15 protein-coding genes are annotated in these 18,127 nt (G+C 58.9%); 5 read left to right on the top strand and 10 right to left on the bottom strand.

The annotated features are described in order from the left end of the window. Window positions 1-1,006: 1,006 nt before the first annotated feature. The 7 genes from AC3ZVB_RS07420 to amaB form a co-directional block, all read right to left on the bottom strand. The gene (locus tag AC3ZVB_RS07420) at window positions 1,007-1,723 is read right to left on the bottom strand and encodes an ABC transporter ATP-binding protein (RefSeq protein ID WP_162437084.1); all 717 of its coding nucleotides are present in this window, start codon (window positions 1,721-1,723) and stop codon (window positions 1,007-1,009) included. After that, entirely contained in the window at window positions 1,720-2,595 is an 876-nt protein-coding gene (locus AC3ZVB_RS07415) for an ABC transporter ATP-binding protein (protein ID WP_162437085.1), read from the bottom strand. Before AC3ZVB_RS07415 ends, AC3ZVB_RS07420 begins: the two co-directional genes overlap by 4 nt. Next, entirely contained in the window at window positions 2,592-3,875 is a 1,284-nt protein-coding gene (gene livM, locus AC3ZVB_RS07410; RefSeq protein ID WP_162437086.1) for a high-affinity branched-chain amino acid ABC transporter permease LivM, read from the bottom strand. The genes AC3ZVB_RS07415 and livM overlap by 4 nt, the downstream gene beginning before the upstream one ends. A 3-nt stretch (window positions 3,876-3,878) precedes the next feature. Further along, window positions 3,879-4,793, bottom strand: a complete 915-nt coding sequence (locus AC3ZVB_RS07405) for an ABC transporter permease subunit (RefSeq protein ID WP_194691571.1) — start codon at window positions 4,791-4,793, stop codon at window positions 3,879-3,881. 251 nt (window positions 4,794-5,044) lie between these two features. Then, window positions 5,045-6,178, bottom strand: coding sequence for an ABC transporter substrate-binding protein (locus tag AC3ZVB_RS07400; protein ID WP_162437088.1), 1,134 nt, complete (start codon window positions 6,176-6,178; stop codon window positions 5,045-5,047). A gap of 365 nt (window positions 6,179-6,543) precedes the next feature. After that, entirely contained in the window at window positions 6,544-7,827 is a 1,284-nt protein-coding gene (amaA, locus tag AC3ZVB_RS07395) for an L-pipecolate oxidase (RefSeq protein WP_162437089.1), read from the bottom strand. Window positions 7,828-7,993: 166 nt separating this feature from the next. Then, the gene (gene amaB / locus AC3ZVB_RS07390; protein WP_490146184.1) at window positions 7,994-9,484 is read right to left on the bottom strand and encodes an L-piperidine-6-carboxylate dehydrogenase; all 1,491 of its coding nucleotides are present in this window, start codon (window positions 9,482-9,484) and stop codon (window positions 7,994-7,996) included. A gap of 175 nt (window positions 9,485-9,659) precedes the next feature. Here amaB and AC3ZVB_RS07385 point away from each other — a divergent pair, with 175 nt between their 5' ends. The 3 genes from AC3ZVB_RS07385 to nadE all read left to right on the top strand — a co-directional run bounded on the left by AC3ZVB_RS07385 (window position 9,660) and on the right by nadE (window position 12,786). Further along, complete coding sequence (locus AC3ZVB_RS07385; protein WP_194691573.1) at window positions 9,660-10,571, top strand: LysR family transcriptional regulator; 912 nt, start codon at window positions 9,660-9,662, stop codon at window positions 10,569-10,571. Between the two features lie 156 nt (window positions 10,572-10,727). Continuing rightward, window positions 10,728-11,954 (top strand): nicotinate phosphoribosyltransferase, encoded by a 1,227-nt coding sequence (gene pncB, locus AC3ZVB_RS07380; protein ID WP_490146183.1) that lies wholly within the window; start codon window positions 10,728-10,730, stop codon window positions 11,952-11,954. Window positions 11,955-11,958: 4 nt separating this feature from the next. Beyond that, on the top strand, window positions 11,959-12,786 hold the full coding sequence (nadE, locus tag AC3ZVB_RS07375) for an NAD(+) synthase (protein WP_490146182.1): 828 nt from the start codon (window positions 11,959-11,961) through the stop codon (window positions 12,784-12,786). A 120-nt stretch (window positions 12,787-12,906) separates the two neighbouring features. Here the strand turns inward: nadE and azu are convergent, their stop codons facing one another. Beyond that, the gene (azu, locus tag AC3ZVB_RS07370; protein WP_162437094.1) at window positions 12,907-13,353 is read right to left on the bottom strand and encodes an azurin; all 447 of its coding nucleotides are present in this window, start codon (window positions 13,351-13,353) and stop codon (window positions 12,907-12,909) included. Window positions 13,354-13,696: 343 nt separating this feature from the next. Here azu and AC3ZVB_RS07365 point away from each other — a divergent pair, with 343 nt between their 5' ends. Together AC3ZVB_RS07365 and AC3ZVB_RS07360 are read left to right on the top strand one after the other, a co-directional pair. Then, window positions 13,697-14,284 (top strand): cytokinin riboside 5'-monophosphate phosphoribohydrolase, encoded by a 588-nt coding sequence (locus AC3ZVB_RS07365; RefSeq protein ID WP_162437095.1) that lies wholly within the window; start codon window positions 13,697-13,699, stop codon window positions 14,282-14,284. A gap of 68 nt (window positions 14,285-14,352) precedes the next feature. Then, window positions 14,353-14,544 carry a hypothetical protein gene (locus tag AC3ZVB_RS07360; protein ID WP_194691575.1) on the top strand — a complete coding sequence of 64 codons (192 nt, stop codon included), beginning with the start codon at window positions 14,353-14,355 and terminating at the stop codon, window positions 14,542-14,544. Window positions 14,545-14,705: 161 nt separating this feature from the next. Here AC3ZVB_RS07360 and AC3ZVB_RS07355 read toward each other — a convergent pair whose 3' ends face one another. Both AC3ZVB_RS07355 and AC3ZVB_RS07350 read right to left on the bottom strand, forming a co-directional pair. Continuing rightward, window positions 14,706-15,596: a transglutaminase family protein gene (locus AC3ZVB_RS07355; protein WP_490146181.1), complete on the bottom strand. Its 891-nt coding sequence runs from the start codon at window positions 15,594-15,596 to the stop codon at window positions 14,706-14,708. Continuing rightward, window positions 15,596-18,082 (bottom strand): circularly permuted type 2 ATP-grasp protein, encoded by a 2,487-nt coding sequence (locus tag AC3ZVB_RS07350; protein WP_490146180.1) that lies wholly within the window; start codon window positions 18,080-18,082, stop codon window positions 15,596-15,598. Before AC3ZVB_RS07350 ends, AC3ZVB_RS07355 begins: the two co-directional genes overlap by 1 nt. Window positions 18,083-18,127 lie beyond the last annotated feature (45 nt).

Below are 18,127 nucleotides of genomic sequence, written 5' to 3'. Positions count from 1 at the left end.
TTCTCCTTGCTTCGACTGGTGAACAGCCATTGGAATAGATAATCAGCGGGAAGCATGCCCGGCCAGGCTGTTACGAGCAACCAGAGCCCCGCATGTTGGACTCAATAACGCCCCCTGTAGCAGGTGCCGAAGCCTGCGTTCGACTGCGAAGCAGTCGTGAAATCAGGCGCCAAGGTCATTCAGGCACATCGCGAATTCAGGCTCTACGACTGCTTCGCAGCCGAACGCAGGCTGCGCCAGCTGCTACAGGGACTGCATCTTTGTACAAAAATTAACCAGGCAGCTACACACTATATCAGCCGTGGCTTGCAGCTAAGTACGCGCATGTTATCCACAGGCCGGCCCACAGTTTCCGGGGGCAAGTCAAAAAGCTGGAAGCCGCTGTGTATAAGGCTTTGCGGGCAGATTTAAAAGTTTTTCCCTTGACCCTGAAGCGCTCGCTGTGTAGCCCAGGGCATTTTGCATGATTGAACGTTCAAACCGACGATGGCGCCAAGCCAGCAACTACGGCCTTCAGCCGACTCTTTCCAGAGTTTAGTCACAGACTTATCCACAGGCTGCCGGGTGTATTTTCATCCCGCATACGATGCCAATAAAAAGGTTGACAACGGCACTCACCGGTCGAGCAAAAACCGCTGATCAATAAATAACCACATCTCTACAAGCCACGTATTCAAAGGCTCTTAGGCAGCTACACCCACGTTATTCACAGCCAGCTCCACAGTAAACGGGGACAAGTCAAAACGTTGATAAAACAACTATTTGCAGCGGCTTTATGTCGCGGTTTGAGAGCTTGTGAATATTGTTTTCCACAATTTCCAGAAAGCACACAGAGATACCTTGTGAGGGTGAGCCTGCCTCGCTATCGGGGTGGGACCGTCGGCATCAATGATGAACGTCACCCCCCAATCGCGAGCAGGCTAGCTCCCTCAGGGGTTGTGGCGAATTGGGGATGTAAAAAAGCCCCGGCGATTGCTCGTCGGGGCTGCTTTTGCCTCAGCAGGACTTAGTGCCCGCCAAGATAGGCGTTACGCACCTCCTCGTTCACCAGCAACTCCTTGCCGGTACCTGTGAGGCGAATCTCGCCGTTGACCATGACATACGCGCGGTCCGATAACTTGAGGGCGTGGTTGGCGTTCTGCTCGACCAGGAAGATGGTCATGCCGGTACTCGCCAGTTCCCGCAGTGTCGAGAAGATCTGCTTCACCACGATCGGCGCCAATCCCAGGCTTGGCTCATCGAGCAGCAGCAACTTCGGCCGGCTCATCAGTGCACGAGCGATGGCCAGCATCTGCTGTTCACCACCCGACATGGTCATCGCCCGCTGGGTGCGCCGTTCCTTGAGCCGTGGAAACAGCTCGAACATGCGTTGCATGTCCTCGGTGGCGTACTTGTCACCGATTGGGATGGTGCCCATCAACAGGTTTTCCTCGACCGTCATGTCAGGGAAGACACGCCGTCCTTCCGGCGACTGAGCGATGCCGTTGGAGGCGATGTAATGGGATGACTTGTGGGTGATATCGACGCCCTGATAAATGATCTGGCCATCCGCTGCGCGCGGCTGACCGAAGATCGACATCAACAGCGTCGACTTGCCCGCACCGTTGGAGCCGATCAGGCTCACGGTTTCACCTTCATTGATGTGCAGCGAAACTTTCTTCAGGGCCTGGATCGGCCCGTAAAACACATCCAGTTCCTTGAGTTCGAGGATGGGTTGGCTCATAGCACCACTTCCTCTTCATCAGCGCCCAGGTAGGCCGCAATCACTTTCGGATCGTTGCGAATGGCATCAGGCCCGCCCTCGGCGATCACGATGCCGTGGTCCAGCACCACGATGTGGTCGGAAATGCTCATTACCATGCCCATGTCGTGTTCGATCAGCACCACGGTCAGATCATGCTCGTCACGCAGCAGACGGATCATCGCACTCAGCGCTTCGGTTTCCTGAGGGTTAAGGCCAGCGGCCGGTTCGTCGAGGCAGATGATCTGCGGCCGGGTACACATGGCCCGGGCGATCTCCAGACGACGTTGCTGACCGTAGGACAGTTCGCCGGCCAAACGGTTGGCGCAGTCCACCAGGTCGACGACTTCCAGCCAGTAGAACGCATGGTCCAACGCATCGCTCTCGGCCTTGCGATAGCCCTTGGTGTTGAGGATGCCGGCCAGCATGTTGCGATTGACCCACATGTGCTGGGCTACCAGCAGGTTTTCCAGTACCGACATTTCCTTGAACAGCCGAATGTTCTGGAAAGTCCGCGCCAGACCCGCGCGGTTCACCAGGTGAGTGCCGCCGAACATCTTGTAGTACAGCCGACTGAGGAAAGATTTCGGCGAGACGAAATCGGTCGCCTTGAACGATTCGCCCAGCAGCTGGATGACGTTGGTTCGCTCGCCACGCACGCTGAGTTCGATCTTGCCACCCGAGGCCTTGTAGAAGCCGGTCAGGCAGTTGAACACCGTGGTCTTGCCCGCGCCATTGGGACCGATCAGGGCGAAGATCGAGTTGCGATGAACCTTCAGGCTCACATCACTCAACGCCTTGATGCCGCCGAAGTGCATCATCAGCTTCTCGACCGAGAGTACGACTTCGCTCATGGCGCTACTCCTTTACGCGGGGTCACACCGGTACGGCTGATCCTTATCAGGCCGCGCGGTCGCCAGATCATCATCAACACCATCAACACGCCGAACAGCAGCACGCGATACTCGGCAAACCCGCGCAGAAGCTCTGGTGCCACGGTGAGCACGAATGCAGCGATCACCACGCCGATGGTCGAGCCCATGCCGCCCAGCACCACGATGGCGAGGATCAAGGCCGACTCGAAGAAGGTAAAGGAGGTCGGGTTAACGAAACCTTGGTACGTGGCGAAGAACACCCCGGCCAGGCCCGCAGTCGATGCACCGATGGTGAACGCGGAGAGCTTGACCAATACGTGGTTCAGGCCCATGGAACGGCAGGCGATTTCATCTTCCCGCAGGGCTTCCCAGGCTCGACCGACCGGCATCTTGACCAGACGATGCTTGATGTACAGCACGGCCAGTACCACCAGGAACAACACCGCGTAGATGAAGTAGTACTTCACGTCCGGGTTGTAGGCGATGCCGAAAAACTCATGAAACGGAACACCGCCATCCTTCGCCCGTTTGCCGAACTCGAGGCCAAAGAACGTTGGCAGCGGTGCGGGCATGCCGTTCGGGCCGCCGGTCAGCGAGAGCCAGTTATTGAGGACCAAACGGATGATTTCGCCGAAGCCCAGGGTCACGATCGCCAGGTAGTCACCGTGCAATCGCAAGACCGGGAAGCCGAGAATGCAACCCGCCAGCCCCGCCGTGATCGCCGCCAATGGCAGCACCGTCCAGAAGCCGAGCCCGAGGTATTGATAACCCAGCGCCAGCCCGTATGCACCGATGGCGTAGAACGCCACGTAACCCAGGTCGAGCAGGCCCGCCAGGCCCACCACGATGTTCAGACCAAGGCCGAGCAAGACGTAGATCAGCCCGAGGATGACCACGCCGAGCAGGTAGGAGTTGGAGAAGAACGGGAAAACCACGGCAATGACGATCATCAGCGGGATGATCCAGCGCAGCCGTGATTTGTAATCAGGCGGCAATACATGAACCCCGGAGCCGGTGCTTTCAAAGCCTTCGAGGATTCTCAGGCCCTTGGGGGTTTGCAGGAACAGGCTAAGGGCAAATCGGCCGGCCATGACGATCGCGACAATCCACGCCACGCGCGTCGGTTGCAGGTTGAAGCCGTAGCCGTCGAGGACCACGCCGACAATCGGACCGAACACAATCAGGGCTACAAGGCCGGCAAGAATCGCGTCAACCAGGCTTCTTTTGAGATCAATGGTTTTTTTAGTGGTTGAAGACATCGCTTACACCTTCGACACAAGAGGACGGCCGAGCAGGCCTTGGGGCCGAAAGACCAGAACGAGAACGAGCAGCGAGAAGCTGAAAACGTCTTTGTAATCGGAGTTGACCAGACCCGCGAACAGCGACTCGGAGATCCCGAGGATGATCCCGCCGAGCATCGCGCCAGGCAGCGAGCCAATCCCGCCGAGTACCGCCGCGGTGAACGCCTTGATACCGATGACGAAGCCTGCGTAGAAGTCGAACGTGCCGTAGTTCATGGTGATCAGCACGCCGGCCAGGGCCGCCATCGCTGCACCGATGATGAACACGTAGGAGATCACCCGATCGGTGTTGATCCCGAGGATCGAAGCCATCTTGCGGTCTTGCTGTGTCGCGCGGCACATGCGACCGAGCTTGGTGTACTTGATGACGTAGGTCAGCAGGGCCATGCCGGCAAACGCTGCGACCAGAATGAAGATCTTGGTGTAGGTGAGCTGGACGAAGCCGGTGCCGACTTCAACTCGCCACGCACCTGTCAGCAATGTAGGAACCCCCTGCTGGCGGGCGCCCTGGGCGATTTGTGCATAGTTTTGCAGGATTAGCGAGATACCGATGGCGCTGATCAGCGGTGCCAGTCGGGTGGAATTTCGCAGCGGTTTGTAGGCGACGCGCTCGATGACCCAGCCATAGACCGCCGTGACGACGATGGTGAAGATCAGTGTGCCGAGCATCAGCAGAGGGAAGGATTCGATACCGAAGTATGCCAGCAGAGCCAGACTGATTGCCGCGAGGTAAGCGGAAATCATGTAAACCTCGCCGTGGGCGAAGTTGATCATGCCGATGATGCCATAGACCATTGTGTAGCCGATGGCGATCAGGCCATAGACCGACCCGAGGGTCAGGCCATTGACCAGTTGCTGCAGGAAAATACCATCCATAACGCAATCTCACGCAATGAGAACCTGCACACCTGTGGGTGTGCGGTTCTTCTAAGGAAAATACAGATTTACGTCGGAGTAATGTCAGCCACGACCCGGCTGACCACCACGGCCCCCTGTAGGAGCGAGCCTGCTCGCGAAGAACCTGAGGACAACGCGTTTAACCAGCAAGCACGCGTCATCGTTGACGTTTTTCGCGAGCAGGCTCGCTCCTACAGGAGAGCTGTGGAGTCAGCCTGTCGAGTCAGCCCTTACTTCTGTTTTTCCAGCTGGTGGTATTTGCCGTCCTTGTCCCACTGGTACACCACGTAGTCGGAAACCTTGAGGTCACCCTTGGAGTCCCAGGATTTGTCGCCCATCACGGTTTTGACGGTGTTGGCTTTCAGCCACTTGGCGGCTTCTTCGCCTTTGTTGGACTTGGCACCGTTAAAGGCCGCTGCCAGGGTCTGGACCGAAGCGTAGGCGTACAGGGTGTAGCCTTCAGGCTCGGTGCCTTTCTTGCGGAACTCGTCTACCACGGTTTTGCTGTCTGGCAGCATGCGTGGGTCGGCGCCGAAGGTCATCAGCACGCCGTCGACGTATTGCGGGCCGCCAGCGGTGGTCACCAGTTCGTCGGTCACGATGCCGTCATCGGACATGAATTTCACGTCTTTCAGGCCTTCGGTACGCAGTTGTTTAACCAGTGGACCGGCTTCCGGGTGCAGGCCGCCGAAGTAGACAACGTCGGCACCGGCTGCGCGAATCTTGGTCACGACGGCACTGAAATCTTTCTCGCCGCGAGTCAGGCCTTCATACAGCACCGGCGTAACGCCGCGCTTGACCAACTGCGCCTTGGTGGCGTCCGCCAGACCTTGGCCGTAGGTGTCTTTGTCGTGGAGCACGGCCACTTTCTTGCCTTTTAGCACGTCGACGATGTAGTCGCCGGCAACGATGCCCTGCTGGTCGTCACGCCCGCACATACGGAACATGGCGCTCAAGCCGCGCTCGGTGACCTGTGGGTTGGTCGAGCCAGGCGTAATTGCGATGATGCCCGCTTCGTCGTAGATCTCGGAAGCCGGGATGGTCGACGAGGAGCAGAAGTGACCTACCACGCCCGCCACTTTCTGGTTGGTCAGGTCCTTGGCGACCGTCACAGCCTGTTTCGGTTCGCAGGCGTCATCGCCCTTCACCAGTACGATTTTTTCCCCGTTGACGCCGCCCGTCGCGTTGATTGCGTCGGCTGCTGCCTGTGCACCCTTCATGTACTGCTCGCCAAATGCTGCGTTGGCGCCAGTCATTGGACCTGCCACACCGATTTTCACATCAGCTTGTGCAAACGCAGAAACACCCAACGCAGTTGCCACTGCGAGGGCCAGAAAGCCTTTCTTGTAAAACGTCTGGGACATGAGGTGGTGCTCCAAGGTTTTTTTTTAGTTGGCACTGCGACTTGACTGAATGCTCAGAGCAAGGGCCGTGCCATCGGTTTTTTATTCTGAAAAAAGTCGCTGCTTTATTGTTATTTCGACTGTTTCGAGCCCATTTTCATTGGGCGTGCAACCGTCTAAACCGCGGAAGGTGAAACCGTTTATTTTTAAAGGCGCAACCCGAGTGCGCCATCATTGCAACCGCGGCGCCAAACGACGTGCAACCAGCCTGTAACATCGTGCGTCACCGAAGTGCACACCGCTGGTGCGGTACTGCTACAACCCGCACCATTACAGGCTAGTCGCTGCTCGAAAAAGCGCCGTGTTTCGGACACAAATTTCAACAATCAAATGACGATGCGCAAGCACTGGCCTGCGTGATACAGCGAGAAGCCCGCTTCATACAAACAGCTTCTCAAACCTACTCCCGCCAGGGGCTGCATGGGCGCGAACGGAATCGGCAAAGCCTGAGGATTTCCGTTACACAAATAATCGGCAAAGGCTTTGCCGACCACGGTTCCTGTTGTAACGCCCCGACCGTTGTAACCAGTGACTGCCACTATCCCCGGCGCCGGCTCAAAAAGGCGCATCAGGTGGTCCGGGGTGAAGGCAATGCAACCGGTCCAGGTGCACTCCCACTCAACAGGTTTGAGGTACGGGAAATAGTGCTGCTGGACTCGATCCGCCCACGCTTTGAGAAACCAGGTCGGTTTCTGATTGCCGTTTCCCAGACTGCCCAGCAGCAGTCGACCGTCCTTGTCTCGACGAATACTGCTCAGCACCTGACGGGTGTCCCATGAGCCCTGGCCACCAGGAAGAATTTGCTGTGCGGCCTCGTCCGTCAGCGGGACCGACGCCACTTGATAGTAATAACCGGGGAAGAAATTGCGTCGCAGCTCGGTCCAGTCGCCTTCGGTGTAGGCGTTGGAAGCGATGACCACCTGTTCAGCGAGCACCGAACCCTGCGCGGTCTGCACCGACCATTTCTGGCCCTGACGCTCAAGTCGCGTGACAGCAGAGTGATCGAACAGTCGACCGCCCAGGCCGATGGCCGCTTTGGCCAGCCCTGTGGTGTAAGCCATCGGATTAAGCGTGCCGGCACGCCGATCAAGCAGCGCGGCGGCAATCTTCTTGGTACCCGTCGCTTGCTCGCAGGCCTGGCCGGTCAACAATTCGACGGGGGCGCCGCGACGTTTCCATTGTTCTTCGCGACTGCGCAGATCCGCTTCGCCACGGGCGTTGTGCGCCATGTGCAACGTACCTTCGCGGCGTAACTGGCAATCGATGTTGTATTTGTCGACCAGGCTGAACACCAGCGATGGCGCCGCCCCGAGCATGCGATTGAGCTGACTGCCCACCGCCTCGCCGAACCCGGCTTCGATCTCGTCCGGTGGGATCCACATCCCGGCGTTGACCAGCCCGACGTTGCGCCCTGACCCGCCCTGACCGGCACGATGAGCTTCCAGCACACACACTGTCTTGCCTTGTTCCAGCAGATGCACCGCCGCCGACAGCCCGGTAAAACCTGCACCGATGACGCAAACATCTGCCGTCACTTCGCCCTTGAGGGCGGCGTTGTCAGGCCTTTGCGGCGTCAGTTTTTCCCACAGACACTCTTCGCGTAACGGCATTGCCAGACTCCAACAGAAACCTAACCAACACACAGTTCATTTTGGATGAGCTATGTGGTGAGGGGATTTATCCCCGTTGGCTGCGTAGCAGTCCCATATTCGGGGCCGCTGCGCAGCCAACGGAGATGAATCCCCTCGCCACAAAAGCTCGCTCAGGAATAACCGGTTAGTCGAACGTGATGCCCTGAGCCAACGGCAACTCCAGCGAATAGTTCACGGTGTTGGTCTGACGGCGCATGTAGCCGCGCCATGCATCGGAACCGGATTCACGACCACCGCCGGTTTCTTTTTCACCACCAAATGCGCCGCCGATTTCCGCGCCGCTCGGCCCGATGTTGACGTTGGCGATACCGCAATCACTGCCCACCGCCGACATGAACTGCTCGGCTTCACGCACGTCGGTGGTAAAGATGCAGGACGACAGGCCCTGCGGTACCGCGTTGTTCAGGCGCAGGGCCTCGTCGAAGTCCTTGTAGCCAACCACGTAAAGAATCGGCGCGAAGGTTTCGTGGCAAACCACGTCACTCTGCTCCGGCATTTCAACGATGGCGGGTGCGACGTAGTAAGCGTTCGGGAATTTGTCTTCCAGTTGGCGTTTGCCACCAAACACCCGGCCGCCTTCGCTCAAGGCTTGCTCAAGCGCGTCCTGCATGTTGTCGAAACTGTGTTTGTCGATCAGCGGACCGATCAGGTTGCCTTCCAGCGGATTGCCGATGCGGACCTTGGAGTAAGCGGCCTTCAAGCGGGTGACGATTTCTTCTTTGACCGACTCGTGGGCAATCAGGCGACGCAAGGTGGTGCAGCGCTGGCCGGCAGTACCGACGGCGCTGAACAGGATCGCGCGAACGGCCATGTCCAGGTCGGCACTTGGGCTGAGGATCATGGCGTTATTGCCGCCCAGCTCCAGAATGCTGCGAGCGAAACGCGCGGCGATTTTCGGCGCTACTTCGCGGCCCATGCGGGTGCTGCCAGTGGCGCTGATCAGCGCAACACGCGGGTCATCGACCAACGCTTCGCCAGCATCGCGACCGCCAATGATCACTTGGCTCAGGTGCGGCGGCGCATCGCTGAAATTCTTCAGTACGCGGTCAAACAGTGCCTGACAAGCCAGTGCTGTGAGTGGGGTTTTCTCGGACGGTTTCCAGATCACCGGGTTGCCGCAAACCAGCGCCAGTGTGGTGTTCCAGGCCCAGACCGCAACGGGGAAGTTGAAGGCGCTGATCACACCGACGATGCCCAGCGGGTGCCAGGTTTCGCGCATGTGGTGGCCGGGACGCTCGGAGGCGATGGTCAGGCCGTACAGCTGGCGGGACAAACCGACGGCGAAGTCGCAGATGTCGATCATTTCCTGAACTTCACCCAGACCTTCCTGAGTGATCTTGCCCGCTTCCCAGGACACCAGCTCGCCAAGGTCAGCCTTGTATTCGCGCAGGATGTCGCCCAGTTGACGCACCAGTTCGCCACGGCGCGGGGCCGGGACCTTGCGCCACAATTCAAACGCATGATCTGCACGACTGATGTGCTGCTCGACTTCAGCGGCACCTTCCCAGTTCACCGAAGCGATCTGGCTGCCATCGATCGGCGAATGCACCGGCACTTTGCCGTTCTGGTACAGGGCCGGGTTTACACCTAGACGATCAAGCAATGCGGCAACCATGGGTGACTCCTCAAGCAAAAGACAGAACGTGTGCAGCCGGAAAATCTCGGCTGATCAGACCTGTAGTTTTAGCGCTCTGGAGGTTACTCAACAAACGACCTTTAAGAGAGATATCATTCCGTTTATTCATGCTGTGCATTGCTGGCAATAGAGAAACAAGAAGAAAGGACCGCTCATGCTGAACAAACGCTATCTGCCGTCGATTACCGCGTTGCAGTGTTTCGAGGCTGTCACCCGGCACTTGAGCTTCACCCGGGCCGCCGAAGAGCTGAACCTGACGCAGAGCGCCGTCAGTAAACAGGTCGCGCAACTCGAAGAGTTGCTGCAGCACTTGCTGTTCCGGCGGGTACGCCGACGCCTGCAAATGACGCCTGCCGGCGATTTGTATCTTGTGGAGGTAAGAAAAATCCTCACGCAGGTGGAGATGTCGACCCATTACCTGCGTTCCTACGGCGGGGAGACCGAAGTCCTGCGCGTGTCCACGCCTCCCACCTTCGGCGCGCGCTGGCTGGTGCCGCGCTTGAAAGGCTGGCGATTGCGTCATCCGTCGATCCACCTGGACCTGTGCAGCGAACAGGAAGCCGACGATTTGCTGCAGGGTCGCAGCGACCTGGCGTTCTACTTTGGCCAAGGCTCGCGACCCGGCACCGAATGCCTGAAGCTGTTCAGCGAAGAGCTGGTCCCTGTGTGTGCGCCCGGCAGCCTGCCCGCCACGCCGTTCACCGATCCTACGCAACTCACCGACCTCGTCCTGCTGCAAAACGCTTCTCGTCCACAGGCTTGGCACGACTGGTTCGACAGCCAGGGTTACCACACCGAACACAGCTACCACGGCCCGCGCTTCGAAACCTTTTACATGTGCATCCGCGCCGCTCAGGTGGGCTGTGGCGTGGCGCTCTTGCCCAAGTTTCTGGTTGAAGAGGAATTGGCCGACGGCAAGCTGGTCATACCCTGGCAGCACGCGATGCCCAGCTCCGACGCCTATTACCTGGCGTATCCGGAGCATTCGGCGGAAGTGCCGAAAGTCCGAGACTTTGTGAAGTGGATGCTGGAGCAGATCGATAGCCCGGAAATACCGCAAATTTAATGCCTCACCAAGATCTGAGGCAAAACACGCCACAGAGGTTTCCAGCGTCTAAAAAATTGCTGGCAATTCCCGGCGTTGATATGCGCCACTAGCCCCATTCAATGAAACAGCTGCAACGTCGTGACATCAGCCGCGACCAGCCTGGAGAACCCCGTTATGAGCGAGAGCGTGTTTGGCGATCGCATCGTGCAGAACCTGCTCGACACCGACTTCTACAAACTGACGATGATGCAGGCGGTGCTGCACAACTACCCCAACGTAGAAGTGGAATGGGAGTTTCGTTGCCGTAATAGCGAAGACCTGCGGCCTTATCTGGCGGAGATCCGCTTTCAGATCGAGCGTCTGGCCGAATTGAGCCTCACTGCCGATCAGCTGGGTTTCATGGAACGCATCAGCTTCATGAAGCCGGATTTTCTGCGCTTTCTCGGGTTGTTCCGCTTCAATCTGCGCTACGTGCACACCGGCATAGAAAACGGTGAGTTGTTCATCCGTCTGCGCGGACCGTGGCTGCATGTGATCCTGTTTGAAGTGCCACTGCTGTCTATCGTCAGCGAAGTGCGCAACCGCTATCGCTACCGGGAAGTCGTGCTGGAACAGGCTCGCGAGCAGCTTTACCGCAAGTTCGACTGGCTCACCGCCCATGCCAGCCGCGAGGAATTATCCGAGTTGCAGGTAGCTGATTTCGGCACTCGCCGTCGCTTCTCGTACCGCGTGCAGGAAGAAGTGGTCAACGTGCTCAAGCACGATTTCCCAGGGCGTTTCGTCGGCACCAGCAACGTCCACCTGTCCCGTGAACTGGACATGAAGCCGTTGGGCACCATGGCCCACGAATGGATCATGGCGCACCAGCAACTGGGTCCGCGGCTGATCGACAGCCAGATCGCCGCCCTCGACTGCTGGGTCCGCGAGTATCGTGGCCTGCTGGGGATCGCCCTGACCGACTGCATCACGACCGATGCCTTCCTCAACGATTTCGATCTGTACTTTGCCAAGCTCTTCGACGGCCTGCGCCATGACTCCGGGGACCCTGTGATCTGGGCGGAAAAGGCCATCGCCCACTACCACAAGCTCGGCATCGACCCGATGAGCAAGACGCTGGTGTTCTCCGACAGCCTGACGCTGCCCAAGTCCCTGGAAATATTCCGGGCACTGCGCGGTAGGATCAACGTGAGCTTCGGCATCGGCACCAACCTGACATGTGATATTCCGGGTGTCGAACCGATGGGCATCGTGCTTAAAATGACCGCCTGCAACGGTCAGCCAGTGGCGAAAATTTCCGATGAGCCCGGCAAGACTCACTGCAAAGACCCGAATTTTGTCGCCTATTTGCGACACGTTTTCAAAGTTCCTGCCGCCCCAACCAGCACATCTAGCAAGGAGTGAATTCATGCAAGCCGTACAGCGTGAGATTGCTGAGCAGCTCAAGGTTCAACCGCCGTTCGCCGACAATGCCGCCCTTGAGGCGGAAGTCGCCCGACGGATCACGTTCATTCAGGATTGCCTGGTCAACTCCGGGCTCAAGACCCTCGTGCTCGGCATCAGCGGTGGTGTTGACTCGCTGACGGCCGGGCTGCTGGCCCAGCGTGCCATGCGCGAATTGCGCACTCGCACCGGTGATGACAACTACAAGTTCATCGCTGTGCGCCTGCCTTACGAAACCCAGTTCGACGAACACGACGCCCAAGCCTCGGTAGATTTCATCAATCCGGATGAACGCCACACGGTAAACATTGGCCCAGCGGTTAAATCCCTGGCCAATGAAGTCGCAGCGTTCGAAGGCAAACATGCCGTGTCGGTGGATTTCGTACTCGGCAACACCAAGGCGCGGATGCGCATGGTTGCCCAGTACACCATCGCCGGTGCAGCCCAGGGGCTGGTCATCGGGACAGATCATGCAGCAGAAGCCGTGATGGGGTTCTTCACCAAGTTCGGTGACGGCGCGTGCGACCTGGCACCGCTGAGCGGCCTGGTGAAAAACCAGGTACGCAACATCGCCCGCAGCTTCGGAGCCCCCGAGTCATTGGTTGAAAAAGTGCCGACAGCGGATCTGGAAGACCTGTCGCCCGGCAAACCGGACGAAGCGTCCCATGGCGTGACCTACGCCGAGATTGACGCGTTCCTGCATGGCGAGCCCGTGCGTGAGGAAGCGTTCAGGATCATTTGCGAGACGTACAGGAAGACTCATCACAAGCGTGTGATGCCTTTCGCGCCGTAAGATTGTCGGCGCCCGTTCGGGCGCCTTCGCGGGCAAGCCATGCGAATAACGATGACGCGGTCAAACGCCAGATATAAAAAAAGCGTCCCAAGTGGACGCTTTTTTATGACCGCGATTCGATTACTTCAGGGTAACCGTGCCTTTCATCATCGAGATGTGGCCCGGGAACGAGCAGAAGAAGCCGTAGCTTTCGCCAGCCGCCAGCTTCGACACGTCAAAGGTCACGGAATCGGTCTCGCCGGCACCGATGATCTTGGTGTGCGCGATGATGCGTGTATCGCCGTCTTTCAGGTAGTTCTTGTCAATGCCAGCCGCCAGGCCGTCGGTAGCGATTGGCTGCATATCAGCCGTTTTGCTCAATACCCAGTTATGGCCCATGACGTTTTTCGGCAGGCTACCGGAGTGTTTCAGCTCAACGGTAAAGGTCTTGCAGCTTTTGTCGATGCTGACGTCCTTGGTATCGAAGGACATCTGGTCAGTGGAGTCGACAGTGACCTTGCATTCAGCGGCCATCAGCTGGCTGCTGGCCAGTGTCAGCAGGGATACCGCAACAAGTTTGGCAAACATGGTGAATCTCCAAGGCAGGGTTAACAAAAAGTGCGAATGAACAGAAGACTGCCTGAAAACTTCGCAAGTTCCTATGACCTGAATCAAAAATTGTATACAACTTTCGGGCTATGACACTCATCGAAACAATCTACCAGCCAAGCGTCTGCTGCGGCCTTATTATCGAGCCATCGCCAATATCCGGAGCTCGTAGCATGTCCTTGAATAGCCTTTTGTGCAGTCTGCTTGCCGCCTACGCCTGTGGCGCCAGCGGCTCCTGTGAAACACCTGAACGCGACGTTTAACCCTTGGAGCGCTGCTGCCCTGCCTTTACTCTGTGGCCATCCCGACCCTGGAGTAAGGCATGTCTTTAGCATCCGTCTGTGTATTTTGCGGTGCCAGCACCGGCACCAACCCCGCTTATCGTGAAGCGGCAGTCGCCCTCGGGCGTGCGCTCGCCGAACGTAAATTGACCCTGGTGTATGGCGGTGGCGCCGTCGGTTTGATGGGAATCGTGGCGGATGCAGCACTGGCCGCTGGCGGAGAAGTCATCGGGATCATCCCGCAAAGCCTCAAGGACAAGGAAATCGGCCACAGCGGCCTGACGCGACTGGAAGTGGTCGACGGCATGCATGCCCGCAAGGCGCGGATGGCGGAACTCAGCGACGCCTTTATCGCCCTGCCCGGCGGCTTGGGCACGCTGGAAGAGTTGTTCGAAGTCTGGACCTGGGGCCAGCTCGGCTATCACGGCAAACCGCTTGGCTTGCTGGAAGTGAACGGTTTCTACAGTAAATTGACCGGTTTTCTTGATCATATCGTCGGCGAAGGCTTCGTTCGCGAAGCACACCGTGACATGCTGCAAACGAGCGAATCGCCGCAAATCCTGCTCGATGCACTGGACGCCTGGCAACCGGTGGTCACGCCAAAATGGGCCGAGCAAAAACCCAGCTAACGGCTCGGCACCGATACAGGGCAGAATATGCGCCGCTCAACCTCACCTTCGACCCCAGAGGATCGCCCATGGCTAAACCCAATTATTCCTTCGCCAAACGTCAGAGAGACTTGGCCAAGGAGCAGAAGAAAGAGGAAAAGCTTCAGCGCAAGAAAGCTACAGCTGAAGAAGAAGCCGCCGCACTGAACCCGGAAACAGAGGGTGAAGTGGCCGCAGAAAGTGATGTTGAAGCACCGAAAGATCAGGCGCCCGACGCCTGAGACCCTCAGGGCCCGATGATCTGATCAGGCCCACCGGATCTGTGTCCTGTGTAGGAGCGAGCTTGCTCGCGATGGTCGTTAACGATAACGCTATAAGCCTGATCGCCCCCCGGTGCACTCAGGTTCATCGCGAGCAAGCTCGCTCCTACAGTTGGACGTGGTCAGTGCAATGGCATCACAGTGACGCGCACTTCCGGGTCATGATTCCCCCCCCCCAGAATCACCCCGCGCAACGGCGATACATCGGAGAAATCCCGGCCCCAGGCCAGGGTGATGTGCTCCAGCGCCGGTTGCACGTTGTTGGTCGGATCAAAATCCACCCATCCCAGCACCGGGCAAAACACCGACACCCAGGCGTGTGACGCATCGGCACCGATCAAGCGCGGCTGGCCCGGTGGTGGCTGGGTCAACAGATAGCCGCTGATGTAGCGCGCGGCCAGCCCCCGGGAACGCACGCAGGCCAGCATCAGGTGCGCGAAGTCCTGGCATACCCCGCGTCGACGCTCCAGCACTTCCACCAAAGGCGTCGCCACCTGGGTCGCTTCGGCATCGAAGGTGAATTCGCTGAAGATCTTCTCCATCAGCGCCTGAACCCCGAGCAGCAACGGTCGACCTGCGGGGAAACAGCTTTCAGAAAATTCGACAAAGTTGCGTTTCAAATGCACGTAGGGCGATTCGAACCGGTAACGACAGGCCTCGAGCACTTGGGGTGACAGCGGCTGGCTGCTGTAGGTCAACGCGTTGCGGGTGTCTTCCCACGCGCGAGACCGGGTGAAGTCCAGTGCAGGCCGGGGCAACACTTCAATCGTGAGGCTGGCGTTGACCAGCAATTCGTCGTGGGGCCGCTCGAACGCCAGGCGCGTCAGCGGGTTGCCAAAAACATCCAGCTCATCGCGACGCGAAGTCGGGTCAGGACTGATTAGCAATTGCTGATCGGTGCATCGCTGCCAGGCACAGGGCCGAGGCCACAAATGGGCCAGCTGTTGGGCGAGGGACACCGGACTGTCGTAGTGATAATGGGTGTCGTGAAAGATCTGGTAATGGGCGTTCATCAGACGGACACCGTACGCTGGCTGACATCGTCGACGTGGGCGAAATGACGCAGCGCCAGGCGATCCGACACTTGCCCGCTGGCTTCAGCGATCTCCTGGAGCAAATCCGCCAGCCCGTCGATGGCGGCGCGGACGCTGGCTTCACCGAACAGGGCATTTTCCAGGCAGCCCAGATCGAACCGCGCCAAACGCTCCACCAGGTGCGGCAGACCTGTTTCGCGCGGTGCGCCAAAGTCGTCGTTCAGGCGTTTGAGGGTGCGTGTCACCAGTTTCAACTGGAACAGCACGGCGTGAGGGTTTTGCTCGTCGAGCAGTAACAGGTCCAACACCGGGATCAATTGCGCTACCGCCAGATACCGCGAACGGTAGGTGATGCTGCTGTTACCCAGCTCCAGCAACCACTCCAGCCTTGCCTGCTCGAACGCATCGGCGCCACGCAGGAAAGCCGCGAGGCTGGCGCTGAGAAACTGCAGTCGTTCGATCCGCCGTCCAATCATCAGGAAACGCCAGCCTTCATCCCGGGTCATGTCGTCGAGGGCAAAACCTGACAGTGCCGCCAGGGACATCACCAACCGGTTGAGGAAGTCCAGCAGCTCACCAAAATCCGGCTCTTCGGATTCAAGCTCCAAGGCTTCACGCTGCAGTTCCACCAGCGCTTGCCAGTTTTCTCGAGAGAGTTTGCCGCGTACCTGAGAGGCGGCCCACTGCAAGCGTTGCAGGTTGGAGCGCAGGCTGAACGACCAGTCATCTCCCAGCAACGCGGCGAGTAAGCGCTCGGGCAATTCGCCCTCATCGGGTAGCAGCATCAACCGCTCACCGAGATCGACTGCCGCCTGCAAGGCCTGGGGATCGTCGCCATCGACATAGCGCGCCAGCATGATCCGCAGCAACCGCGCGCTGTCATCGCAACGCTCACAGTAACGGCCAAACCAGAACAGGTTCTCCACCACACGTGACGGCAAATACGGATCGCGCCGTACCAGATCATGAACGCCAATGGTGCGCTGGGTTTTCCATTGCTCGCCACTCGGAGGACGATCACCCAGAACCCAGGTGTCCTTGCTCGCGCCGCCACGTTGCATCGATACCACTTCGGCGTCTGCCTCGGCGGCCACGCGGGTCAACCCGCCCGGTAAAACCCGATAACCGTCGCGGCTGGCCACGGCATACACGCGCATGCCGATAGCGCGGGGTTGCAACAGTCCATCTTCTGCCTGCCAGACCGGCGCCTGGGAAAGCTGCGCCAATTCTTGCGCTACATACGCGTAAGGCCGCGCCTGCATGCGCTCAGCGAGCACCTGGCGCTGTTTTTCACTCAAATCCCGACCAAAGACCGGCGCAAAACTCTGTGACGGAAAAGCGGGTTTGATCAACAACTCAGGCAGTTTTTCCAACGCCTGGGCCAGCACCGGCGCTTCGCCGCACCACCAGGTGGCGATGGACGGCAGGATCAGTTCTTCCCCAAACAGGAACTGGTTGATCTTCGGCAGAAAACCCAACAACCCGGGAGACTCCAACACCCCACTGCCCAACGCATTGGCTACCAGCACCCGGCCCTGCCGCACCGCCTCCAGCAACCCCGGCACGCCAAGGGCTGAGTCGGTGCGCAATTCCAGCGGGTCGCAGAAGTCGTCGTCGAGCCGACGCATGATCGCGTGCACCCGGCGCAGGCCGCTCAAGGTTTTCAGGTAGACCGTGGCGTCGCGCACTGTCAGGTCGCCGCCCTCCACCAGCGGGTAACCCAGCTGGCGCGCCAGATACAGATGTTCGAAATAGCTTTCGTTGAACCGTCCCGGGGTCAGCAACACGATCAGGGGCGCTTCGTCGTCGCTGGGTGCCTGACGGGCCAGGGTTTCCTGGAGCGTGCGGAAGAAGCCGGCCAGGTGCTGCACTTTGAGGTCGCGATAAAGCTCTGGAAACGCTCGGGATACGATGGTGCGGTTTTCCAGCGCATACCCGGCACCGGACGGCGCCTGCGTTCGATCGGCCGTCACCCACCAGCGCCCATCGGGCGTGCGTGCCAGGTCCACGGCATACAGATGCAGAAATGTTCCGTCTGGCGGCTTGATGCCCTGACAGGGCCAGAGGAAGTTGTTGTGACCGAAGACCAGTTCTGCGGGCAGCAAGCCTTCAGCGATGAGGCGCTGCGGGCCGTAAAGGTCTTCCAGCACCGCATTGAGCAACCGTGCCCGCTGGGCGATGCCGGCGGATAAGTGCTGCCATTCATCAGCCGCAATCACATGGGGCAGCAGGTCCAGTTCCCACGGCCTGTCGGCGCCCTTGGGATCGGCATAGACGTTGTAAGTCACGCCGTTTTCCTGGATTTGCCGGGTCAGCAGTGCCTGACGCTGCACCAATTGCGCTGGCGTGCTGCGTTGCAATTGGTCGAGCAGCCGACGCCAGTGCGGGCGAACGGCCCCACTGTCGTCGAGCAGTTCGTGGTAAGTGCCCGCCGTGAGCGGGTAGCGGTCAAGCAGGTCAGGCATGGAAAGCTCGGCAGACAGCAAAGTTCGGTCAGACTAACGCAGGCT

The sequence above is a fragment of the Pseudomonas sp. MDV22-iso1 genome, assembly GCF_058145095.1.
Note: the sequence above shows the minus strand (reverse complement) of the source record. Positions and strands in the feature narration are given on the sequence as shown.

Bases quoted from the DNA above. Each gene is read 5' to 3' on its own strand.
- livM (WP_162437086.1), bottom strand. From the start codon at position 3,875: ATGTCTTCAACCACTAAAAAAACCATTGATCTCAAAAGAAGCCTGGTT.
- AC3ZVB_RS07400 (WP_162437088.1), bottom strand. From the start codon at position 6,178: ATGTCCCAGACGTTTTACAAGAAAGGCTTTCTGGCCCTCGCAGTGGCA.
- AC3ZVB_RS07405 (WP_194691571.1), bottom strand. From the start codon at position 4,793: ATGGATGGTATTTTCCTGCAGCAACTGGTCAATGGCCTGACCCTCGGG.
- AC3ZVB_RS07385 (WP_194691573.1), top strand. From the start codon at position 9,660: ATGCTGAACAAACGCTATCTGCCGTCGATTACCGCGTTGCAGTGTTTC.
- AC3ZVB_RS07365 (WP_162437095.1), top strand. From the start codon at position 13,697: ATGTCTTTAGCATCCGTCTGTGTATTTTGCGGTGCCAGCACCGGCACC.
- AC3ZVB_RS07355 (WP_490146181.1), bottom strand. From the start codon at position 15,596: ATGAACGCCCATTACCAGATCTTTCACGACACCCATTATCACTACGAC.
- AC3ZVB_RS07360 (WP_194691575.1), top strand. From the start codon at position 14,353: ATGGCTAAACCCAATTATTCCTTCGCCAAACGTCAGAGAGACTTGGCC.
- amaA (WP_162437089.1), bottom strand. From the start codon at position 7,827: ATGCCGTTACGCGAAGAGTGTCTGTGGGAAAAACTGACGCCGCAAAGG.
- AC3ZVB_RS07350 (WP_490146180.1), bottom strand. From the start codon at position 18,082: ATGCCTGACCTGCTTGACCGCTACCCGCTCACGGCGGGCACTTACCAC.
- AC3ZVB_RS07420 (WP_162437084.1), bottom strand. From the start codon at position 1,723: ATGAGCCAACCCATCCTCGAACTCAAGGAACTGGATGTGTTTTACGGG.
- nadE (WP_490146182.1), top strand. From the start codon at position 11,959: ATGCAAGCCGTACAGCGTGAGATTGCTGAGCAGCTCAAGGTTCAACCG.
- AC3ZVB_RS07415 (WP_162437085.1), bottom strand. From the start codon at position 2,595: ATGAGCGAAGTCGTACTCTCGGTCGAGAAGCTGATGATGCACTTCGGC.
- azu (WP_162437094.1), bottom strand. From the start codon at position 13,353: ATGTTTGCCAAACTTGTTGCGGTATCCCTGCTGACACTGGCCAGCAGC.
- pncB (WP_490146183.1), top strand. From the start codon at position 10,728: ATGAGCGAGAGCGTGTTTGGCGATCGCATCGTGCAGAACCTGCTCGAC.
- amaB (WP_490146184.1), bottom strand. From the start codon at position 9,484: ATGGTTGCCGCATTGCTTGATCGTCTAGGTGTAAACCCGGCCCTGTAC.